This is a genomic window from Endozoicomonas sp. SCSIO W0465, from assembly GCF_023716865.1.
Lineage (GTDB): Bacteria > Pseudomonadota > Gammaproteobacteria > Pseudomonadales > Endozoicomonadaceae > Endozoicomonas.
This window is the reverse complement of sequence record NZ_CP092417.1, coordinates 6656106-6672971: the sequence shown is the minus strand read 5'-3', so window position 1 is coordinate 6672971 and position 16866 is coordinate 6656106. Positions and strand designations below refer to the sequence as shown.

The 16866-nt window shown below is 45.2% G+C and carries 18 protein-coding genes and 1 pseudogene; 15 read left to right on the top strand and 4 right to left on the bottom strand.

Annotated elements, in window-relative coordinates:
* Positions 1-150: 150 nt before the first annotated feature.
* The 5 genes and pseudogenes from MJO57_RS30070 (at position 151) to MJO57_RS30050 (ending at position 4329) form a co-directional block, all read left to right on the top strand.
* A complete protein-coding gene (locus MJO57_RS30070) occupies positions 151-1281 on the top strand; it encodes a hypothetical protein (RefSeq protein WP_252021048.1) in 1131 nt (376 codons plus the stop codon).
* A gap of 15 nt (positions 1282-1296) precedes the next feature.
* Entirely contained in the window at positions 1297-1476 is a 180-nt protein-coding gene (locus MJO57_RS30065) for a hypothetical protein (RefSeq protein WP_252021046.1), read from the top strand.
* Positions 1477-1524: 48 nt separating this feature from the next.
* On the top strand, positions 1525-2952 hold the full coding sequence (locus MJO57_RS30060; protein WP_252021044.1) for an IS4 family transposase: 1428 nt from the start codon (positions 1525-1527) through the stop codon (positions 2950-2952).
* Positions 2953-2979: 27 nt separating this feature from the next.
* Positions 2980-3369: pseudogene (locus MJO57_RS30055) on the top strand (class II fructose-bisphosphate aldolase); the annotation flags it as partial.
* Between the two features lie 120 nt (positions 3370-3489).
* Positions 3490-4329 carry a MurR/RpiR family transcriptional regulator gene (locus MJO57_RS30050; protein WP_252021040.1) on the top strand — a complete coding sequence of 280 codons (840 nt, stop codon included), beginning with the start codon at positions 3490-3492 and terminating at the stop codon, positions 4327-4329.
* Between the two features lie 70 nt (positions 4330-4399).
* Here MJO57_RS30050 and MJO57_RS30045 read toward each other — a convergent pair whose 3' ends face one another.
* Positions 4400-5164 carry a DeoR/GlpR family DNA-binding transcription regulator gene (locus tag MJO57_RS30045; protein WP_252021038.1) on the bottom strand — a complete coding sequence of 255 codons (765 nt, stop codon included), beginning with the start codon at positions 5162-5164 and terminating at the stop codon, positions 4400-4402.
* A 238-nt stretch (positions 5165-5402) separates the two neighbouring features.
* Between MJO57_RS30045 and ltnD the strand changes: the two genes are divergently transcribed.
* The 8 genes from ltnD to MJO57_RS30005 all read left to right on the top strand — a co-directional run bounded on the left by ltnD (position 5403) and on the right by MJO57_RS30005 (position 11885).
* Positions 5403-6308, top strand: a complete 906-nt coding sequence (gene ltnD / locus MJO57_RS30040) for an L-threonate dehydrogenase (protein WP_252027142.1) — start codon at positions 5403-5405, stop codon at positions 6306-6308.
* A 2-nt stretch (positions 6309-6310) separates the two neighbouring features.
* Complete coding sequence (otnK, locus tag MJO57_RS30035) at positions 6311-7570, top strand: 3-oxo-tetronate kinase (protein ID WP_252021036.1); 1260 nt, start codon at positions 6311-6313, stop codon at positions 7568-7570.
* Positions 7571-7626: 56 nt separating this feature from the next.
* Entirely contained in the window at positions 7627-7809 is a 183-nt protein-coding gene (locus tag MJO57_RS30030) for a class II aldolase/adducin family protein (RefSeq protein WP_252021035.1), read from the top strand.
* Between the two features lie 136 nt (positions 7810-7945).
* The gene (locus MJO57_RS30025; RefSeq protein ID WP_252021033.1) at positions 7946-8650 is read left to right on the top strand and encodes a hypothetical protein; all 705 of its coding nucleotides are present in this window, start codon (positions 7946-7948) and stop codon (positions 8648-8650) included.
* A 62-nt stretch (positions 8651-8712) separates the two neighbouring features.
* Positions 8713-9312 (top strand): transposase, encoded by a 600-nt coding sequence (locus MJO57_RS30020; RefSeq protein WP_252021031.1) that lies wholly within the window; start codon positions 8713-8715, stop codon positions 9310-9312.
* Positions 9249-9905, top strand: coding sequence for a class II aldolase/adducin family protein (locus tag MJO57_RS30015; protein WP_252021030.1), 657 nt, complete (start codon positions 9249-9251; stop codon positions 9903-9905). The genes MJO57_RS30020 and MJO57_RS30015 overlap by 64 nt, the downstream gene beginning before the upstream one ends.
* A 2-nt stretch (positions 9906-9907) precedes the next feature.
* On the top strand, positions 9908-10684 hold the full coding sequence (gene otnI / locus MJO57_RS30010; RefSeq protein ID WP_252021029.1) for a 2-oxo-tetronate isomerase: 777 nt from the start codon (positions 9908-9910) through the stop codon (positions 10682-10684).
* A gap of 160 nt (positions 10685-10844) precedes the next feature.
* A complete protein-coding gene (locus MJO57_RS30005; RefSeq protein WP_252017335.1) occupies positions 10845-11885 on the top strand; it encodes an IS1595 family transposase in 1041 nt (346 codons plus the stop codon).
* 55 nt (positions 11886-11940) lie between these two features.
* On the opposite strand, the gene MJO57_RS30000 is transcribed toward MJO57_RS30005, so the two are convergent.
* Positions 11941-12999, bottom strand: coding sequence for a transposase (locus MJO57_RS30000; RefSeq protein ID WP_252017920.1), 1059 nt, complete (start codon positions 12997-12999; stop codon positions 11941-11943).
* Positions 13000-13041: 42 nt separating this feature from the next.
* Here MJO57_RS30000 and denD point away from each other — a divergent pair, with 42 nt between their 5' ends.
* Positions 13042-13944 (top strand): D-erythronate dehydrogenase, encoded by a 903-nt coding sequence (gene denD, locus MJO57_RS29995; protein ID WP_252021028.1) that lies wholly within the window; start codon positions 13042-13044, stop codon positions 13942-13944.
* Positions 13941-15050 carry a GntP family permease gene (locus MJO57_RS29990; RefSeq protein ID WP_252021027.1) on the top strand — a complete coding sequence of 370 codons (1110 nt, stop codon included), beginning with the start codon at positions 13941-13943 and terminating at the stop codon, positions 15048-15050. Before denD ends, MJO57_RS29990 begins: the two co-directional genes overlap by 4 nt.
* A 137-nt stretch (positions 15051-15187) precedes the next feature.
* On the opposite strand, the gene MJO57_RS29985 is transcribed toward MJO57_RS29990, so the two are convergent.
* Together MJO57_RS29985 and MJO57_RS33535 are read right to left on the bottom strand one after the other, a co-directional pair.
* Positions 15188-16333, bottom strand: a complete 1146-nt coding sequence (locus MJO57_RS29985) for an ISNCY family transposase (protein ID WP_371924715.1) — start codon at positions 16331-16333, stop codon at positions 15188-15190.
* An 8-nt stretch (positions 16334-16341) separates the two neighbouring features.
* Complete coding sequence (locus tag MJO57_RS33535) at positions 16342-16548, bottom strand: hypothetical protein (RefSeq protein WP_371924714.1); 207 nt, start codon at positions 16546-16548, stop codon at positions 16342-16344.
* Between the last annotated feature and the right edge of the window lie 318 nt (positions 16549-16866).

The following is a 16866-nucleotide window of genomic DNA, read 5'->3' as shown; positions in this document are numbered from 1 at the left end:
GCCCCATAACGCCCTGTCGTTACGGTTCAGCCTAACCATAAAATTCCTGGATTGTTTGTGATTTTTTATTGGAACTAATTTTTCAAAAAAGACACTAATATTAATAATTAGAAAATAACAAGAGAATAAATTAAAAAGAGGAGGCTAATAATGATAGACGTTACACAGCTAGGTACACTTGAATTATTTTTTGAGATTGAGTCACTTGCTGCTGAGAATAATTATGGAAAAAAAGACGGTTTAGAAGCAGTGCCAGTTGATGAAGGATATTTAGGTGGTCTGGACAATCCATTCTGCCAGGATAGTAAATCCTTGGTTGCATACTCTACCAATATTGTGAGTAAGGCAGTACCATCGGTAGATCGTGAAATTGTACCTTCGATTATGGAATTATCAGGTTGTGATAAGGGAATTAACAGTAGCGTAATGGATCTACGGGATGATTTGAACAATCAAGAGAAATGCCCCGGTAGCGGTAAGTCCCGTTATGAATCGACAGGCCATGTTAATCTCGAGGTATCGGCTATCGATGAGACTAATGTAAATATATCCCCACAGGCATTGGTTCAATCTCATAGTCTGCAGCCAATACTAATGGATAAATCAGGTTCTTGTTATGATTCTCACAAAGCTGGAACGTCGGAAACAGGAGCAGAACTGACAAAGGGTATATCCGATGCCAACTGGGTCGAAAAATATCTGAGAAGCCTGGCCGGGGAAAATCAATATGCCCAGAGCCATTTAAACAGTAGCTATCAGCCTGAAGGCTCACGTGCGCTATCGGTTTCTTCGGTTAACAAGAATATACTGATGCTCACTGACTCACCCAATGAGGTTGAGGTTGTTAATCTGAGTGATGCAGCGGACAGAAACAGTGTCAATCATGATCGTACCGATTTAACTCAAGTCAAAGATATTAAAATTGGTAATGAATTCTTCTCTAAACAAGAACTTACTGATATGGATATTGTAAGGTTTAATACGATTCTCAAAAAAGAAAGTGATGAAAGAGTTTGCCTTTTAGCAACGGTTATCCGAAGAAGAGGGAAAAATCAGGTTGCTGCCAGAGATTGCAGGAAAAGAAAAGCAGATGGAATTGAAACAGCTGAGAAAGATGTGAAGTTGTTGCGAATTGCAATAGATAATCTCAAATATCAACAAAAGCAATTGGCTGGAGAAGTAGAAGATTTTAAGTTAAAGATTAAAGCTATTGAACAAGAACATAATGTAAAGGCATATTATAGTGGTGATGGAGAGGAATTGATCGTTGTTCCTCGCTAAATTCAAAGCTCTGATTTGAAAAAAATGAAAAAGCCAGTACATCTGGCTTTTTCATTCGGAAACGAATTACAGATTTATGCGTCTACCGGAAGTCATGGAAGCCACACAAGCATCCGCCAGTTCAAGGGCATTGATGCCATCATCGATAGTGGACAGCAGTTGTTTGCCACTCCCTTCCCGGGACCTGTCTCTTGATCACAAATAGCTACCTTGTTCTATCATTTCTCACTGATAAAACAGGTCATGCTTCCACTTTCTCCTAAACCATGGTCAGAACTAACTTTTGGATGTGCTGATTTGGGCGATACTCGACGTACAAAACGACTTGTCAAAGTTGCTGCCGAGCTTTCAGCTCATACCGGTAATTCTTTGTCATCTTCATGCGAAGGTTATACCGCACTGGTAACTGGAGCTTACCGGCTGATTGAGAATGAGGCCGTAAAGCCTGAAGCAATAGCTGAGGCAGGCTTTCAGGCAACTGCCAAAATAGCGAGACAGTCTCGCCTACTTCTGGCTCTCGAAGATACAACAACCCTGGGTTATAAACATGCTGTCAGATCCGAGCTTGGTGATCTTGGAGGTCCTGAAGGCTCTAAAACCAGAGGATTCCACGTCCACTCTGTCTTCTTGGTTGATGCGGATACAGAGCGAAGCATTGGGCTTATTGATCAAGAACGATGGGTTAGAGAGGACGTTCAGCGGGGGAAAAAGAACCAACGTCGTCAGCTACCTTACGAGGGAAAGGAAAGCTTTAAGTGGCAAAGAGCCTCTGAAAACACAGAACAAAGGATGGGGGGTAAAATGCCTGACATCATCAGTGTTTGCGACCGGGAGGCGGATATATACGAATATATGCACTACAAACTGGATAACCGACAGCGGTTTGTTGTAAGAGCTACACAAAACAGAATCCTGGTGGATGGCGAACTCTTATTATTTGATTCCTTAGCTCAGACTGAAGTGTTGGGGAAATATACGATAGTGGTTCCTCAAAAAGGAGGTAGAAAGAAGCGAAAGGCAACGCTGCAGGTCAAAAGAAAGAAGATGACAATACAGGCGCCGCAAAGGCCAGGCGGCAGGCCGGAACCGGTAACTATGAATATTGTGTCGGCTGAAGAGATTGGCAATGACTCCGAAGACCGTTTGCACTGGGTACTATTGACAACTGAAGATATTGAAACATTCGAATACTGTCGCTCTATCATTCGATTTTACGAGCTCCGATGGCGAATAGAAGAGTTCCATAAGGCTTGGAAATCGGGAGCAGGAGTAGAAAGGCTTCGTCTGCAATCTCCGGATAACATTGAACGACTTGCGGTCATATTAATGTTTGTCGCTGTCAGACTAATGCAAATCCGTGAAGCATTAATGTTACCGAATGACAGGCAGCACAAAGACAGAAAGCTTTGGAGTGAAAAAACACTCGCGAATGAGGTGGTCAGTGATGATGAATGGCAGGTTCTCTGGCTAACCTATGAAAAAAAAGCGTTGCCCGATAAGCCGCCAACAGTCACTTGGCTGCTTCAAACGATTGCTCGGCTTGGTGGTTGGGGTGATTCAAAGCATACAGGGCAGCCCGGCTGGTTAGTGGTATGGGAAGGCTGGGCGAAATTGCAGGATCGGGTAAAAACCTGGCAGATAGCCCGGCAGTTCAGCGCTGGAGAGATGTGATCAAGAGTCAGGTATGAAGCCGAGGCCTTTGCCAGAGAATCCGGTGTTGACGCAGTGGCCATATCCGTAGGTAACATCCATCGTCTGAAAGAGCCAACGGCGGTGATTGATCATGATAGCCTGTCGCGTATTGCTGAGGTGGTAGACACGCCGCTGGTGATTCATGGCACCAGTGGTATCAGGGAAGAAGACCTGACCAGAATGCGTAAAGGCGCTGTGGCCAAGTTTAATATTGGTACAGTTCTGCGTATGGCCTTTGGCCATAAGCTTCGGGAAGTCGTGATGGCTCATCCAGAAGAGTTTGATCGTTTGTTCTTTATGGAAGCAGTAATGCCGGCTGTTGAAGAAGCTGCACGCCATCAACTGGCATCTATGGAAAGAATATTGGCTAATTTTCAAACCTTAGTCCGTATATAATAGAGTTCTACCCTGAGTTGCTAAAAGAATAGATTAATAGGTAATGGGTTTTTATAGCATTCAGGGAATGGTTTCATCAAAGGCTACCTGGAATATGGCCCATTACCAAAGTTACTGAATATGAAGACTGAGCTGAAACCAGCAACACCACAGACACTTGAAGAGCTGAAAAGTGCAATCATCAACCGCTATGACTCCATGAGTAAGCGGCTGCGACTGGTTGGGGACTTTTTTGTTCAGAACCCGAATACGGTAGCACTGGAAAATCTTGTCGTGATTGCCGGTGAGATTGACGTGTCACCTTCAACCCTGGTGCGTTTTGCCAACTTCTTTGGCTTTGCCGGTTTCTCAGAATTGCAGCAGTTATACCGCAGTCAGTTGAAAGGGCAGGTCAGTGGTTATCGCGAACGGGTTCGATACGCTTCGGAAACGACCGGCACCATTAAGGAAGGTCATCATCTGCTGGATGCTTTCTCCGGGCCACAGAGTCTTGCTATTGACAATCTCTCAGTAGATATCTCCCCAGCTGATTTTGATAAAGCCCTCGATTTGATGAGCAACGCCCGTATTATTTATGTAACCGGCGCTCGTCGTGCATTTCCGGTGGCTTATTACCTTTGCTATGCCCTGATGCGTGCTGATCTTGATGTTATTCTGCTTGATGGTGTGGGTGCCATGCATAAAGACCAGTTGAGGCGGTTAACCGAAGAAGACCTGCTTCTGGCTGTCAGCTATCACCCACATGCCGATGAGACCAGTGAGTGTATTCAGATTGCTCATGAGCGGCATTGCCCTTCGCTGGTACTGACCGATCACAGTATCCACCCTTGCAAAGAAGTGATTACCCATGGGCTACAGGTTAAAGAAGCGGAAATGATGGGTATGCGCTCATTAAGCACCTCTTTGCATCTGGCTCAATGTCTGGTGATGGGATTGCTTTGTCGGCAGGAAGATCATTAATTGTCTGCGTTTGCCCGGGGGCAGAAAATAATTCAATTATGAGAATTCCATCACAAAAAAACCATATCAATCAGACTTCTGCAAGATGTAAGGTAATGCCGCGCTTTTGCACCTCAATGCAGCCAGTTTCGGATAGTGAAGAATCACTGATGATCGAGTCAAAACGTTCAAGGGCTATCGCGTTGAAGGTAGCCATCCTGCCGTATTTCGATGAGTCGCTCACCAGAACAGATTTGAGAGCTGCATTAACAATGGCTTGCTTTACCAGTACCTTGTCTTCTGATGGTGTCGTTATCCCCCTTTGATCCCAGGAAGAGGTTGATACAAACGCCAGATCAATATTAATTGACTTCAGCATTCTGGCGGCTTTATCTCCGACACATGACTTGTTTTTTCGATCGACTCTGCCTCCGGTATGATATAATTCACAGCCAGAGTTGTTCATAAGAAAAGAGATGATCATAAAATCATTAGTAACAACCAGCAAATCATCACGTTGCGAAATATGATGAGCAACTTCTAAAGTGGTTGTGCCTGCATCCAGATAGATACAGCTTTCTTTCGCAATAAGTTCTGCGGCCTTTCTGCCAATGGCAACTTTTTCGCCATGGTGTAGCGACCGTTTTGCATCATGTGACGGTTCGTGCATCAATGTCTCTGACAACTGAACTCCGCCGCTAACAGACACGACCTTACCCTGAGCTTCAAGACTTGTGATGTCTCTCCGAATAGTCATATGAGATACTGCAAGTTGATCAGCCAGTTTATTGAAGCTGATAACTTTTTCTGAGCCGAGTAAGGCAATAATGGCGCGTTGGCGTTCTGCAGGAATCACAAAAAAAGCCTCAATCTATTTTCACAGATCTTAACATGCAATTGATTGGACCTGAATAAATATCAATGATAATCAGTAGGTTTGCATCTTTTTGTCAAAAAAAGACTGTGGAAAATACAATAAAAAATTGATGTTAATCAAAAAATAACCACTATGTGTGAAAAATTGTGAATTAGCACTGGTCAGTTATCTTCTAACAGATATAATCACGATATTTCTCAACGCGACAATATCCATCATGAATACATCGAATCCATTCTCAGTTGCAATTATTGGTTTAGGCTCAATGGGTATGGGGGCTGCAAAATCTTGCATAAAAGCAGGCCTGACCACCTACGGTATAGATCTGTCATCGGATGCATTGAATGAGCTGAGCTCTGCCGGTGCCGCTGGTGTTTCTCATAACTGTTCTGATTTTGCCAGTGAGCTTGATGCACTGTTATTACTTGTTGTGAATGCCAAACAGGTGGACACAGTCTTATTTGAGTCTGGTTTGGTTGAATTGTTAAAGCCAGGCACTGCTGTGATGGTGTCGTCAACTATTTCTGCCGATGATGCCAAGTATATCAACAGTAAACTTCATGCCCGCCAGCTGCTTATGTTGGATGCCCCGGTATCCGGAGGTGCCGCAAAGGCTGACCAGGGAGAGATGACCATTATGGCCTCCGGCAGTGTGGAGGCATTTGACGCTCTGGAACCTGTACTCAATGCAACTGGAGGCAAAGTGTACAACATTGGTTCTGAGGTTGGTCTTGGGGCTACGGTCAAAATTATTCATCAGTTATTAGCCGGCGTTCATATTGCAGCAGGGGCAGAGGCAATGGCGCTGGCTGCACGGGCCAATATTCCCCTGGACCTTATGTATGATGTTGTAACTCATGCGGCGGGCAACTCCTGGATGTTTGAAAACCGAATGAAGCATGTTGTGGAAGGTGACTATACACCCACCTCCATGGTGGATATTTTTGTAAAAGATCTTGGGCTGGTTTCCGATACAGCAAAATCATTGAGATTTCCATTACCCCTGGCAACCACTGCATTCAATATGTTTACCAGTGCCAGTAATGCAGGTCATGGCCTTGAAGACGACAGTGCGGTTATTAAAATTTTTAAGGGCATCACATTGCCTGAGAAGGATGCCTGACTATGTTGCTCGGTGTTATTGCAGATGACTTTACCGGTGCTACCGATATCGCTGGATTCCTGGTAGAGAATGGTATGAGAACCATTCAACTGAATGGTATTCCAGATGACAGGCTGGATGTTGATGTTGATGCGGTGGTAATTAGCCTTAAATCACGCTCATGTCCGGTTGATGAGGCGGTTAACCAGTCACTTTCAGCCTTGAATTGGTTAATGGCAAAAAACTGTCAGCAGTTTTATTTTAAATATTGCTCCACATTTGATAGTACCGCAGAAGGAAATATAGGCCCGGTAACGGATGCTCTCATGTCAGCATTAGGCTGTGACATTACCATCGTTTGCCCTGCATTACCCATTAATGGTCGTACTGTTTTTAATGGACACCTGTTTGTTTTGGGTGAACTGCTGAATGAATCTGGCATGAGGCATCACCCTGTAAACCCGATGAAAGACTCCAGTCTCATTCGTTTGATGAATCAACAGTCAAAGGGACAAACAGGGTTAATCAATTACCAGCAGATTGAGCAAGGGGCTGAAGTCATTCAGAAAGCCCTGGATAAACTGGTCAGTGAAGGAAAGCGCTACGCCGTAGTAGATGCATTTAATAGTAGCCATTTGCAAACTCTGGGTGCTGCCGTCAAGAACCTGAAACTGGTTACGGGGGGATCAGGGCTGGCAGAGGGTATTGCGAAAAACTGGGCGAACCATCTGGAAGACCAGTCACAAGCCAAATTGCACGGCACACCAAGCCGACAAAAGACAGTAGTTTTATCTGGTTCCTGTTCTGAGATGACTAATCGGCAGGTTAATCAATACAAGACAATAGCAGCTTATTTCCCCGTAAGTGTTGGACTTTGCATAGATCAGGAGAATTACAGCCATGAGGTGAGTCTCTGGGTTAAAGAACATCTTGATGATACTTATGCACCCATGGTTTATGCCACAGCCTCTAAAGGGGATCTGGACGTTATTCAGCAAACCCATGGTGCAGAGGCTGCCAGTCAGGCTGTTGAAACATTTTTCAGTCAACTTGCTCATCATTTGCAGGAAATTGGAGTAAAGAACTTTATCGTAGCTGGTGGTGAGACTTCTGGTGTGGTTACGCAAAGCCTTGGTGTCAGGGGATTCCATATCGGCCCGCAAATTGCACCTGGCGTTCCCTGGGTTCGTTCTATTGCACAGCCACTATCACTGGCGCTGAAGTCTGGTAATTTTGGCGATATTGACTTCTTCAAAAAGGCTCAGGAGTTTTACCATGAATGAGCAAGCCTATCGTCAGCAATTAGTCGATATCGGCCTCTCTCTATATGAGCGGGGTTATGCAACGGGGGGGGGCGGGTAATTTATCGGTCAAGATGGATGATGGTCGAATCCTTGCCACACCGACAGGTTCATCCCTGGGACGACTGAACTGTGATACGTTGTCGGTTGTCGATGTTGAGGGGGTGCATCTGGGTGGGCATAAACCGTCGAAGGAGGTGCATTTTCATCTGGCTATCTAGTTCTCGTCCAAAAACACAACCAATTGAAAACTGTAGATTTTATCCTGAAAAATTAAGTGGAGCCCTACTGCTATCTGGCGACTAAACTTCCCAAGAGCAAGAAACATAAGGGATTGCCAAAAACAGAGGACTCCAAATGCGCAAAAAACGCAACCCGCAGTGTAGTATGGAACTCCATTACGTACCTCATGAAATCTGCTCCCAGCTTTCCGGTATCTCGCAATGGCTTGACGCCCATCCACAGTTCAATGACTGGATTTATGAGGACTTAAGTTCTGGTGATAAACAGAACACTGGGCGGAACGGACTATCAGCAGAATCCGTTCTTCGTGCGGCACTCCTGAAACAGTATTTGAATTGTGATTATGACTACTTGTCGTTTGTTTTGATGGACTCCATGCTCTTTCGAGACTTTTGTCGCCTCGAACCAAACCAGCGCCCCAGTCGCTCCAGTTTGCATGGGCTCATCAGCCTTCTTACTGCATCTACATGGGAACGGATTAATAACTGTCAGCTAATGACCGCTAAAGATCAGGGTATTGAAAAAGGGCGCACTGTGGCTATTGACAGCACAGTCACCGAATCGGATATCAAACCTCCTTGCGACAGTGATCTTTTAGCCAGTTCCGTTAAAGAAATTTGTCGGCTGCTGGAACGGGGACAAACACTGACAGCGACACCGCTTTATGAATATACCCATCACAACCGAGCCGTAAAAGATGCGGCCAGAAAATGCATCTACGCTGGCAAAGAAGAGCGGCATCAGCATTATAAAAAACTGCTGCAGTTGACCCGAAAATCCCGGAAGGTACTTATCGAAGCTACTGTCACGTCACGCTAGCAAACGCCCGTCAGCAGGGGCAGTGTCTCCTGGCTGATGATGCCGACAAGTGGCAGGCCGATGTGGATCACCTGTTACCCCTGGTGGATGCAATAGTCTCCCAGACAGAGCGCAGGGTCTTTAAGGGTGAAAAGGTGCCAGCCCAGGAAAAAGTGGTTAGCCTGTATGAACCCCATACGGATATCATCGTAAAAGACAGGCGGCAAGTACAGTATGGCCATAAACTGAACCTGGTTCAGGGAAAAAGTCGATTGATCCTGGACCTGGTTATTGAGGAAGGTAACCCAGCGGATTCGGACCAATTCATTCCGATGATGGAAAGACAAAAAGAAATTTATGGTCGTGTACCTCGCCAGACAAGCGGTGACGGCGGATACGCGTGTCGCGCTAATTTGGAAAAAGCCAAGGCCATGGGAATCAGCGATGTAGCTTTTAATAAGAAGCGCGGACTTGAAGTCGAAGAGATGACTAAAAGTCAGTATGTGTATAAAACGCTCTTTCGCTTCCGGGCAGGTATTGAAGCGGGAATTTCGTGGCTAAAGAGATGTTTTGGGCTATCACGTTGCCACTGCAAGGGTTCTGAGCGTTTTGATTCTCATTGCTGGTTATCGGTGGTCTGTTACAACCTGGTGATTCTGGCCAGACACCCGGCACCATCCTGATAGCCACCTCCACGCTACATGAAAGTACCTTTCCAGCATGGTGGGAGGATGTTTTCTGCCTGCTTTTCGCGTTTTTCTCCAATATCCGTCCCAGATTAGAGAAAAAAAGGGAAGAGTTTTTGCGGCTCTCTGGAATTTCAGGAAATATCAAAACGAACGTACAATCTAATTATGATTGCCTGATGCGTTTTTGGACGAGAACTATCTATCGTGCGAAGCCTGACTGCCAAGCCATTGTGCACTTGCATTCAACCTATCTGACCGCACTGTCCTGTCTGAATAATCTGAACACGGACAATGCCATAAAGCCCTTTACACCTTATTACGTAATGAGGATAGGAAAGCTTCCAGTTATTCCTTACCTTCGACCAGGGCATCCAGAAATTGCCTCAGAGCTTGCTCGTTTGGCACCCGAAAATAGAGCGTTTTTGTTATCAAATCACGGCCCTGTTGTCACTGGTAAAGACCTTTTGGACGCCTGTGACAATGCAGAAGAACTCGAAGAAACCGCGCGCTTGCTATTTATGTTGCAAGATAAATCCGTTCGTTATCTAACCGATGATGAAGTAAACCAATTGAATGGGGGACAGTGATAATGGCTAAGTTTGCAGCCAATCTCACTATGTTGTTTACAGAAGTGCCTTTTATGGAGCGTTTCAAGGCAGCAAGTGACGCAGGGTTTAAAGCCGTTGAGTATCTCTTTCCCTATGAGTTTGATGCGAATGATCTATCTCAACAATTAAAGCAGTACGATCTTGAACAAGCACTGTTCAACATGCCTCCCGGTGACTGGGCCGCTGGAGAAAGGGGGATGGCTGCATTACCGGGGCGTGAGGCTGAATTCAGGGCAAATGCTGAAATTGCTCTCAGCTATGCGCTGACGTTAGGGTGCAAAAAAGTACACGCTATGTCCGGGATTATGAATAGTGATTATAACTATCAAGAACATCTGAGTAGTTTTATCAATAACATTCGTTTTGCTGCGGATATGTTTGCAGAACATGGTATTGATATTTTGATTGAGCCTTTGAATAAACGTGATGTCCCTGGTTACTTTGTGGCTCATCAGAGAGATGCCGTAGAGCTTGTTAAAAAAGTTGACAGATCTAATGTTAAAGTCCAGCTGGATTTGTATCACGCACAAATTATGGATGGTGATCTGACCCGTCTTATTGAAGATATAGCGCCCTATATAAATCATGTACAAATCGCTTCTGTACCTGCTCGCAATGAGCCTGATAGCGGTGAGTTGAATTACCCACACCTCTTTTCTGTTTTGGATCGAGTGGGCTATTGCGGATGGATTGGCTGTGAGTACAACCCTGAAAGCTCAACACTAAAAGGGCTGGGTTGGGTTCAGCCTTATTTATAAAGCCAGGAAGGGCAGGCATTCGACTGCCCTGGGCAAAAGTGGTATCAATCTTTCTTCAGGTGACATCATGGAAATAGTCATTACGGGTGGCGGTGGCTAAGTTACCGTTAATGGTTGAATCAGCTAAACTCCCATAAAATCTACGTTGTAGGGGAGTGATATGCAATCTGAACTCTTCCAGAATTTTATTGATTCCATTTCAACATTAACCAGTGAACAGCGAGACATTCTTAACAACTCGCTCCTTAGTACTCAAATAGAGGTTACCGAGGTAGTAGAAACCACTGACTCTGAACCTGTTTACAGTGAATCTATACCCAATAACGATAATGCAACACCTGACGTAGAAAAGAGCATACTTGCCCAATTTGCCGAAAACCCCAGGTGCCCCAAATGCAAAAGCCATAGCGTTGGTCGCTGGGGCATACGAAATGGCCGACAGCGCTACCACTGCAAGACTTGCGACTCAACGTTTAACGCCTTTAGTGGAACGCCTTTGGCAAGGCTCAGGCACCCTGAAAAATGGAACAAGTACCTCGCAGGTATGACTCACTCTATGGTCTTGCGACCAGCTGCTGCTGAGAATGCCATTGACTTGAAAACTGCGTTCCGCTGGCGTCACCGCTTTCTTGAAGTGATTAATAATGATCAAGCAGAAGAGCTTTGTGGCATTACTGAGCTTGATGAAACATTTTTCCGTGAATCCTTCAAAGGGCAAAGAGAAGGCCTTCCACGGCCAACCCGAAAGCGGGGTAATGATCCCAACAAAGCCCGAAAAGTCCCGGTAATGGTGGCTCGGGACCGTAATCGAAATACCGTTGACGGTGTATTAGAAAACGAAAGTGCTAATGAATTGTGCAGGCATTTAAATGGCCGCATATCGATACAGGCCACGGTCTGTGCGGATGCACACCTCGCTCACGAAAAACTTGCTGACAAGCTTGGATTTGTCTTCAAGGAGCTGGTGACATCAGCAGGTCAACATGTTGTTGAAGGCATCTACCACATCCAGACTGTAAATTCTTATCACAGTCATTTAAAACGCTGGATTGGCGGCGTATTCCAAGGGGTTGCAACTCGTTACCTTCCCCATTATCTGGCCTGGAGGCGAGAACTGACGGCAGCAAAAAAATTAACTGTTGGCCGGTTGATCAGCAGAATTACTGAACATTGGTGCTTCCAACCATTAACGGTAACTTAGCCGGTGGCGGTGGTTTTCTTGGTCAAAAATTGGCCAAATCTCTGATTAACTGAAGTTACGCAGCTAACAGCTCTCTCAGCTGCCCCAACGAAGCTTTCAGCCCTGCCATATAGATTTTGGCTCTGAGCTGAAAGTGATTCAGATTTACTTTCAATGACAATACTTCCAACCTGAAGGCTGAGTAAATTGAAAGAAAGATATGATTACTCTGTGTTCTCACAGTATGCGCCGGTGACTTGGCCATTGACGCATTCGATTTCAGCGTTTTATGGAAGACCTCGACTTTCCACCGTTTCTCGTAGATTGCCTTGAGAGTCTCGGCATCACAGTCAAGATCGCTGCAAACCAGATAGAGAATGCCTGTGCTTCCGTCTTTGTTTTTAAAGACCTGACGGTATAGCAGAACAGGGAAATCGACACCTGCTATCCACCCTTGTACAGGCTTATCTTCTGAAAAATCAACAGTATCTATACGCTGTGAACGGCCTTGTAATTTGTCGTCCAGACTGAGGGATACCTTGCGGTTTGACTTCATCGCCATCAGGAAATGTTTATTACAGTCGTGTCGAATAAACATCATATTGTCGTTTGAGCAAAACCAGCTATCTGCAAGGACATAGCGGAACATAAGCTGGTTATGGCAGCAAATCATCAGCATCTCCCGCATCATTTCATTTTTGGTTTGCTCTGCATATCGTCTTACCTTTTTTGTCTTCAAGTCGGTGTACAGGATGGTTTTCTCGATCAATTTATAGGCGACAGGAATCGACGCATCTCCGGCATGGTAGTGTGCATTGAGCAGATTTATACCTTTCACGGTGCGATTTTTTGTATGATCAAAATGCCAGGTGTTCAGGGCATTCTCTTTGCTGAACTGCTTTTCCTGAATCGTATCGTCAAAGATCAAAACCCCATCACTGCACTCAACCTGTCGCACGACGGGTTTAACGTAAAGCCATAAGTCACGACTGGTAAACTCATTGTTTGAAAGCAATCGGGTGAATTGGTCATGACTGTAGACATTATCCAAAAGCTCTGACACTCCCGTTGCAGTGGTCTTCCCAGACGACGACAACAGGTAGTCAGAATAAAGTTCTATGAGATCATTTTTCATGCCACCAATAATGGCTGATTTTCAGCAAGGTGCGTAACTTGAGTGATTAATTCTGACTATTCATTCAACTCATTAATTCTTGCAGATATTATCAAGCCGGCTATTCCAGCCAAGGATGATCGAATTAAATCAGTCTGTTGTGATTTAAGTAATTCATTAGCAATTGAAAAATTAATTACCAAAGAGACATCTGTAGTTTTTCATTTGGCAGCCATTGTCAGCAGTCATGCTGAAGCTGATTTTGATCTTGGAGTGAAGATAAATCTCGATACTACCCGGAATCTACTGGAGCGTTGCCGACAGACTAACCCATCCATACGTTTTATTTTTACCAGTTCTCTTGCCGTGTTTGGTGGCGAACTACCGGATGTAATAACGGATACTACATTATTGGCTCCACAATCTTCTTATGGAACTCAAAAGGCAATAGGTGAGTTGCTGGTTAATGATTATGCTCGAAAAGGTTTTGTGGATGCACGTACACTCCGTTTGCCAACCATTGCCATTCGACCAGGAAAACCAAATAAAGCGGCATCCTCGTTTGTTAGCGGTATTATTCGGGAGCCTTTAAATAATGAGCCTTCTGCATGCCCGGTTTCACCAGATCTAAAGTTGTGGTTATCCAGTCCTGATACAATCATTCAAAATTTGATTCACCTGTCATCATTATCTAAAGATGCATTCCCTTACTGGAGAACGATTAATGCTCCGGGTATTAGCGTAACCGTTGAGCAGATGCTCATTTGTCTGGCAGAGGCTGGTGGTGGAGAAAAGAAAGACCTGGTGACTTTTACCAAAGATGAAGCCGTGAACCGTATTGTCAGCAGTTGGCCAAGTGCTATTGATAATAAACGGGCATTGTCACTGGGGTTCAGCGTTGATGCAGACTTTTACTCCATTATTGACCAATATATTACCCATGAAATGCAGGGAGTCGTGAAATGACATCCATCCCTACTCCTATAATCGGTCTCGTTGTTGCCGTTTTTGTCCTGGTCTTCTTAGTATTACGCACACGGGTTCATGTGCTGATTGCTATGCTTTTGGCTGCGGCTATTGCCGGAATTCTTGGTGGGATGGAGGTTAATCAAACGCTGAAAGTGATTTCCAGTGGTTTTGGTTCAACCCTCGGCAGTATCGGTATTGTCATTGGCCTTGGTGTTATGATGGGGCGAATTCTTGAAGTATCCGGGGCTGCAGAGCAAATTGCATACAGTTTTATCAAGTGGCTTGGTAAAAAACGGGAAGAATGGGCTTTAGCTATTACCGGTTATATTGTAAGTATTCCGATTTTTGTTGATTCGGCATTTGTGATTCTCTATCCGGTAGCCAAAGCCCTGGCAAAAAGTGGTAAGCGATCTTTATTGACGTTAGGTGTTGCTCTGGCAGGAGGCCTGGTGGTTACTCACCACACGGTACCGCCCACGCCTGGTCCTCTGGGTGTGGCAGGGCTGTTTGGTGTTTATGTCGGTGCCATGCTGTTGATGGGAATTGTATTAGCCATTCCCTGTGTTATGGGAATCGTATTATATGCACAATGGTTAGACAGGAAATATCCCGAATTTACTATTGCCGACGTTGCTGATCAAGACCTGCAAGCCGTGCATGATAATTACATGAAAGAGAAAGCGGGTAAAAAACTACCAAGTTTGAGCTTGTCTTTAATGCCGATTATGGTGCCCATTGTTCTGATATTTATCAGTGCCATTATTTCAACACTCAGTGGACTGTCCATCATTGATGGAAATGGCGTTATCAGCCAGTTCTTTGGTTTTACCGGTAACCCTATCGTTGCACTATCCATCAGTGTATTGCTTGCAGTTTACACGTTGATTCCGGATATGGATCGAAACACTTGTGCAGCCCGTTTAGAGGAAGGTCGGCAAACCGCGGGTATTATCCTATTGGTTACCGGGGCTGGTGGTGCATTGGGTGCGGTTCTGAGGGAGAGTGGTGCTGGTAATCAGCTTGCGGAGCAAGTAGCTAGTTCTCGTCCAAAAACGCATCAGGCAATCATAATTAGATTGTACGTGCGTTTTGATATTTCCTGAAATTCCAGAGAGCCGCAAAAACTCTTCCCTTTTTTTCTCTAATCTGGGACGGATATTGGAGAAAAACGCGAAAAGCAGGCAGAAAACATCCTCCCACCATGCTGGAAAGGTACTTTCATGTAGCGTGGAGGTGGCTATCAGGATGGTGCCGGGTGTCTGGCCAGAATCACCAGGTTGTAACAGACCACCGATAACCAGCAATGAGAATCAAAACGCTCAGAACCCTTGCAGTGGCAACGTGATAGCCCAAAACATCTCTTTAGCCACGAAATTCCCGCTTCAATACCTGCCCGGAAGCGAAAGAGCGTTTTATACACATACTGACTTTTAGTCATCTCTTCGACTTCAAGTCCGCGCTTCTTATTAAAAGCTACATCGCTGATTCCCATGGCCTTGGCTTTTTCCAAATTAGCGCGACACGCGTATCCGCCGTCACCGCTTGTCTGGCGAGGTACACGACCATAAATTTCTTTTTGTCTTTCCATCATCGGAATGAATTGGTCCGAATCCGCTGGGTTACCTTCCTCAATAACCAGGTCCAGGATCAATCGACTTTTTCCCTGAACCAGGTTCAGTTTATGGCCATACTGTACTTGCCGCCTGTCTTTTACGATGATATCCGTATGGGGTTCATACAGGCTAACCACTTTTTCCTGGGCTGGCACCTTTTCACCCTTAAAGACCCTGCGCTCTGTCTGGGAGACTATTGCATCCACCAGGGGTAACAGGTGATCCACATCGGCCTGCCACTTGTCGGCATCATCAGCCAGGAGACACTGCCCCTGCTGACGGGCGTTTGCTAGCGTGACAGTAGCTTCGATAAGTACCTTCCGGGATTTTCGGGTCAACTGCAGCAGTTTTTTATAATGCTGATGCCGCTCTTCTTTGCCAGCGTAGATGCATTTTCTGGCCGCATCTTTTACGGCTCGGTTGTGATGGGTATATTCATAAAGCGGTGTCGCTGTCAGTGTTTGTCCCCGTTCCAGCAGCCGACAAATTTCTTTAACGGAACTGGCTAAAAGATCACTGTCGCAAGGAGGTTTGATATCCGATTCGGTGACTGTGCTGTCAATAGCCACAGTGCGCCCTTTTTCAATACCCTGATCTTTAGAGGTCATTAGCTGACAGTTATTAATCCGTTCCCATGTAGATGCAGTAAGAAGGCTGATGAGCCCATGCAAACTGGAGCGACTGGGGCGCTGGTTTGGTTCGAGGCGACAAAAGTCTCGAAAGAGCATGGAGTCCATCAAAACAAACGACAAGTAGTCATAATCACAATTCAAATACTGTTTCAGGAGTGCCGCACGAAGAACGGATTCTGCTGATAGTCCGTTCCGCCAGTGTTCTGTTTATCACCAGAACTTAAGTCCTCATAAATCCAGTCATTGAACTGTGGATGGGCGTCAAGCCATTGCGAGATACCGGAAAGCTGGGAGCAGATTTCATGAGGTACGTAATGGAGTTCCATACTACACTGCGGGTTGCGTTTTTTGCGCATTTGGAGTCCTCTGTTTTTGGCAATCCCTTATGTTTCTTGCTCTTGGGAAGTTTAGTCGCCAGATAGCAGTAGGGCTCCACTTAATTTTCAGGATAAAATCTACAGTTTTCCAATTGGTTGTGTTTTTGGACGAGAACTAGTTAGTTCTCGTCCAAAAACGCATCAGGCAATCATAATTAGATTGTACGTGCGTTTTGATATTTCCTGAAATTCCAGAGAGCCGCAAAAACTCTTCCCTTTTTTTCTCTAATCTGGGACGGATATTGGAGAAAAACGCGAAAAGCAGGCAGAAAACATCCTCCCACCATGCTGGAAAGG

Bases quoted from the DNA above. Each gene is read 5' to 3' on its own strand.
- ltnD (WP_252027142.1), top strand. From the start codon at position 5,403: ATGAATACATCGAATCCATTCTCAGTTGCAATTATTGGTTTAGGCTCA.
- MJO57_RS33535 (WP_371924714.1), bottom strand. From the start codon at position 16,548: ATGCGCAAAAAACGCAACCCGCAGTGTAGTATGGAACTCCATTACGTA.
- otnI (WP_252021029.1), top strand. From the start codon at position 9,908: ATGGCTAAGTTTGCAGCCAATCTCACTATGTTGTTTACAGAAGTGCCT.
- MJO57_RS30050 (WP_252021040.1), top strand. From the start codon at position 3,490: ATGAAGACTGAGCTGAAACCAGCAACACCACAGACACTTGAAGAGCTG.
- MJO57_RS30030 (WP_252021035.1), top strand. From the start codon at position 7,627: ATGCAACGGGGGGGGGCGGGTAATTTATCGGTCAAGATGGATGATGGT.
- MJO57_RS30000 (WP_252017920.1), bottom strand. From the start codon at position 12,999: ATGAAAAATGATCTCATAGAACTTTATTCTGACTACCTGTTGTCGTCG.
- MJO57_RS30060 (WP_252021044.1), top strand. From the start codon at position 1,525: ATGCTTCCACTTTCTCCTAAACCATGGTCAGAACTAACTTTTGGATGT.
- MJO57_RS30005 (WP_252017335.1), top strand. From the start codon at position 10,845: ATGCAATCTGAACTCTTCCAGAATTTTATTGATTCCATTTCAACATTA.
- MJO57_RS30070 (WP_252021048.1), top strand. From the start codon at position 151: ATGATAGACGTTACACAGCTAGGTACACTTGAATTATTTTTTGAGATT.
- MJO57_RS30025 (WP_252021033.1), top strand. From the start codon at position 7,946: ATGCGCAAAAAACGCAACCCGCAGTGTAGTATGGAACTCCATTACGTA.
- MJO57_RS29990 (WP_252021027.1), top strand. From the start codon at position 13,941: ATGACATCCATCCCTACTCCTATAATCGGTCTCGTTGTTGCCGTTTTT.
- otnK (WP_252021036.1), top strand. From the start codon at position 6,311: ATGTTGCTCGGTGTTATTGCAGATGACTTTACCGGTGCTACCGATATC.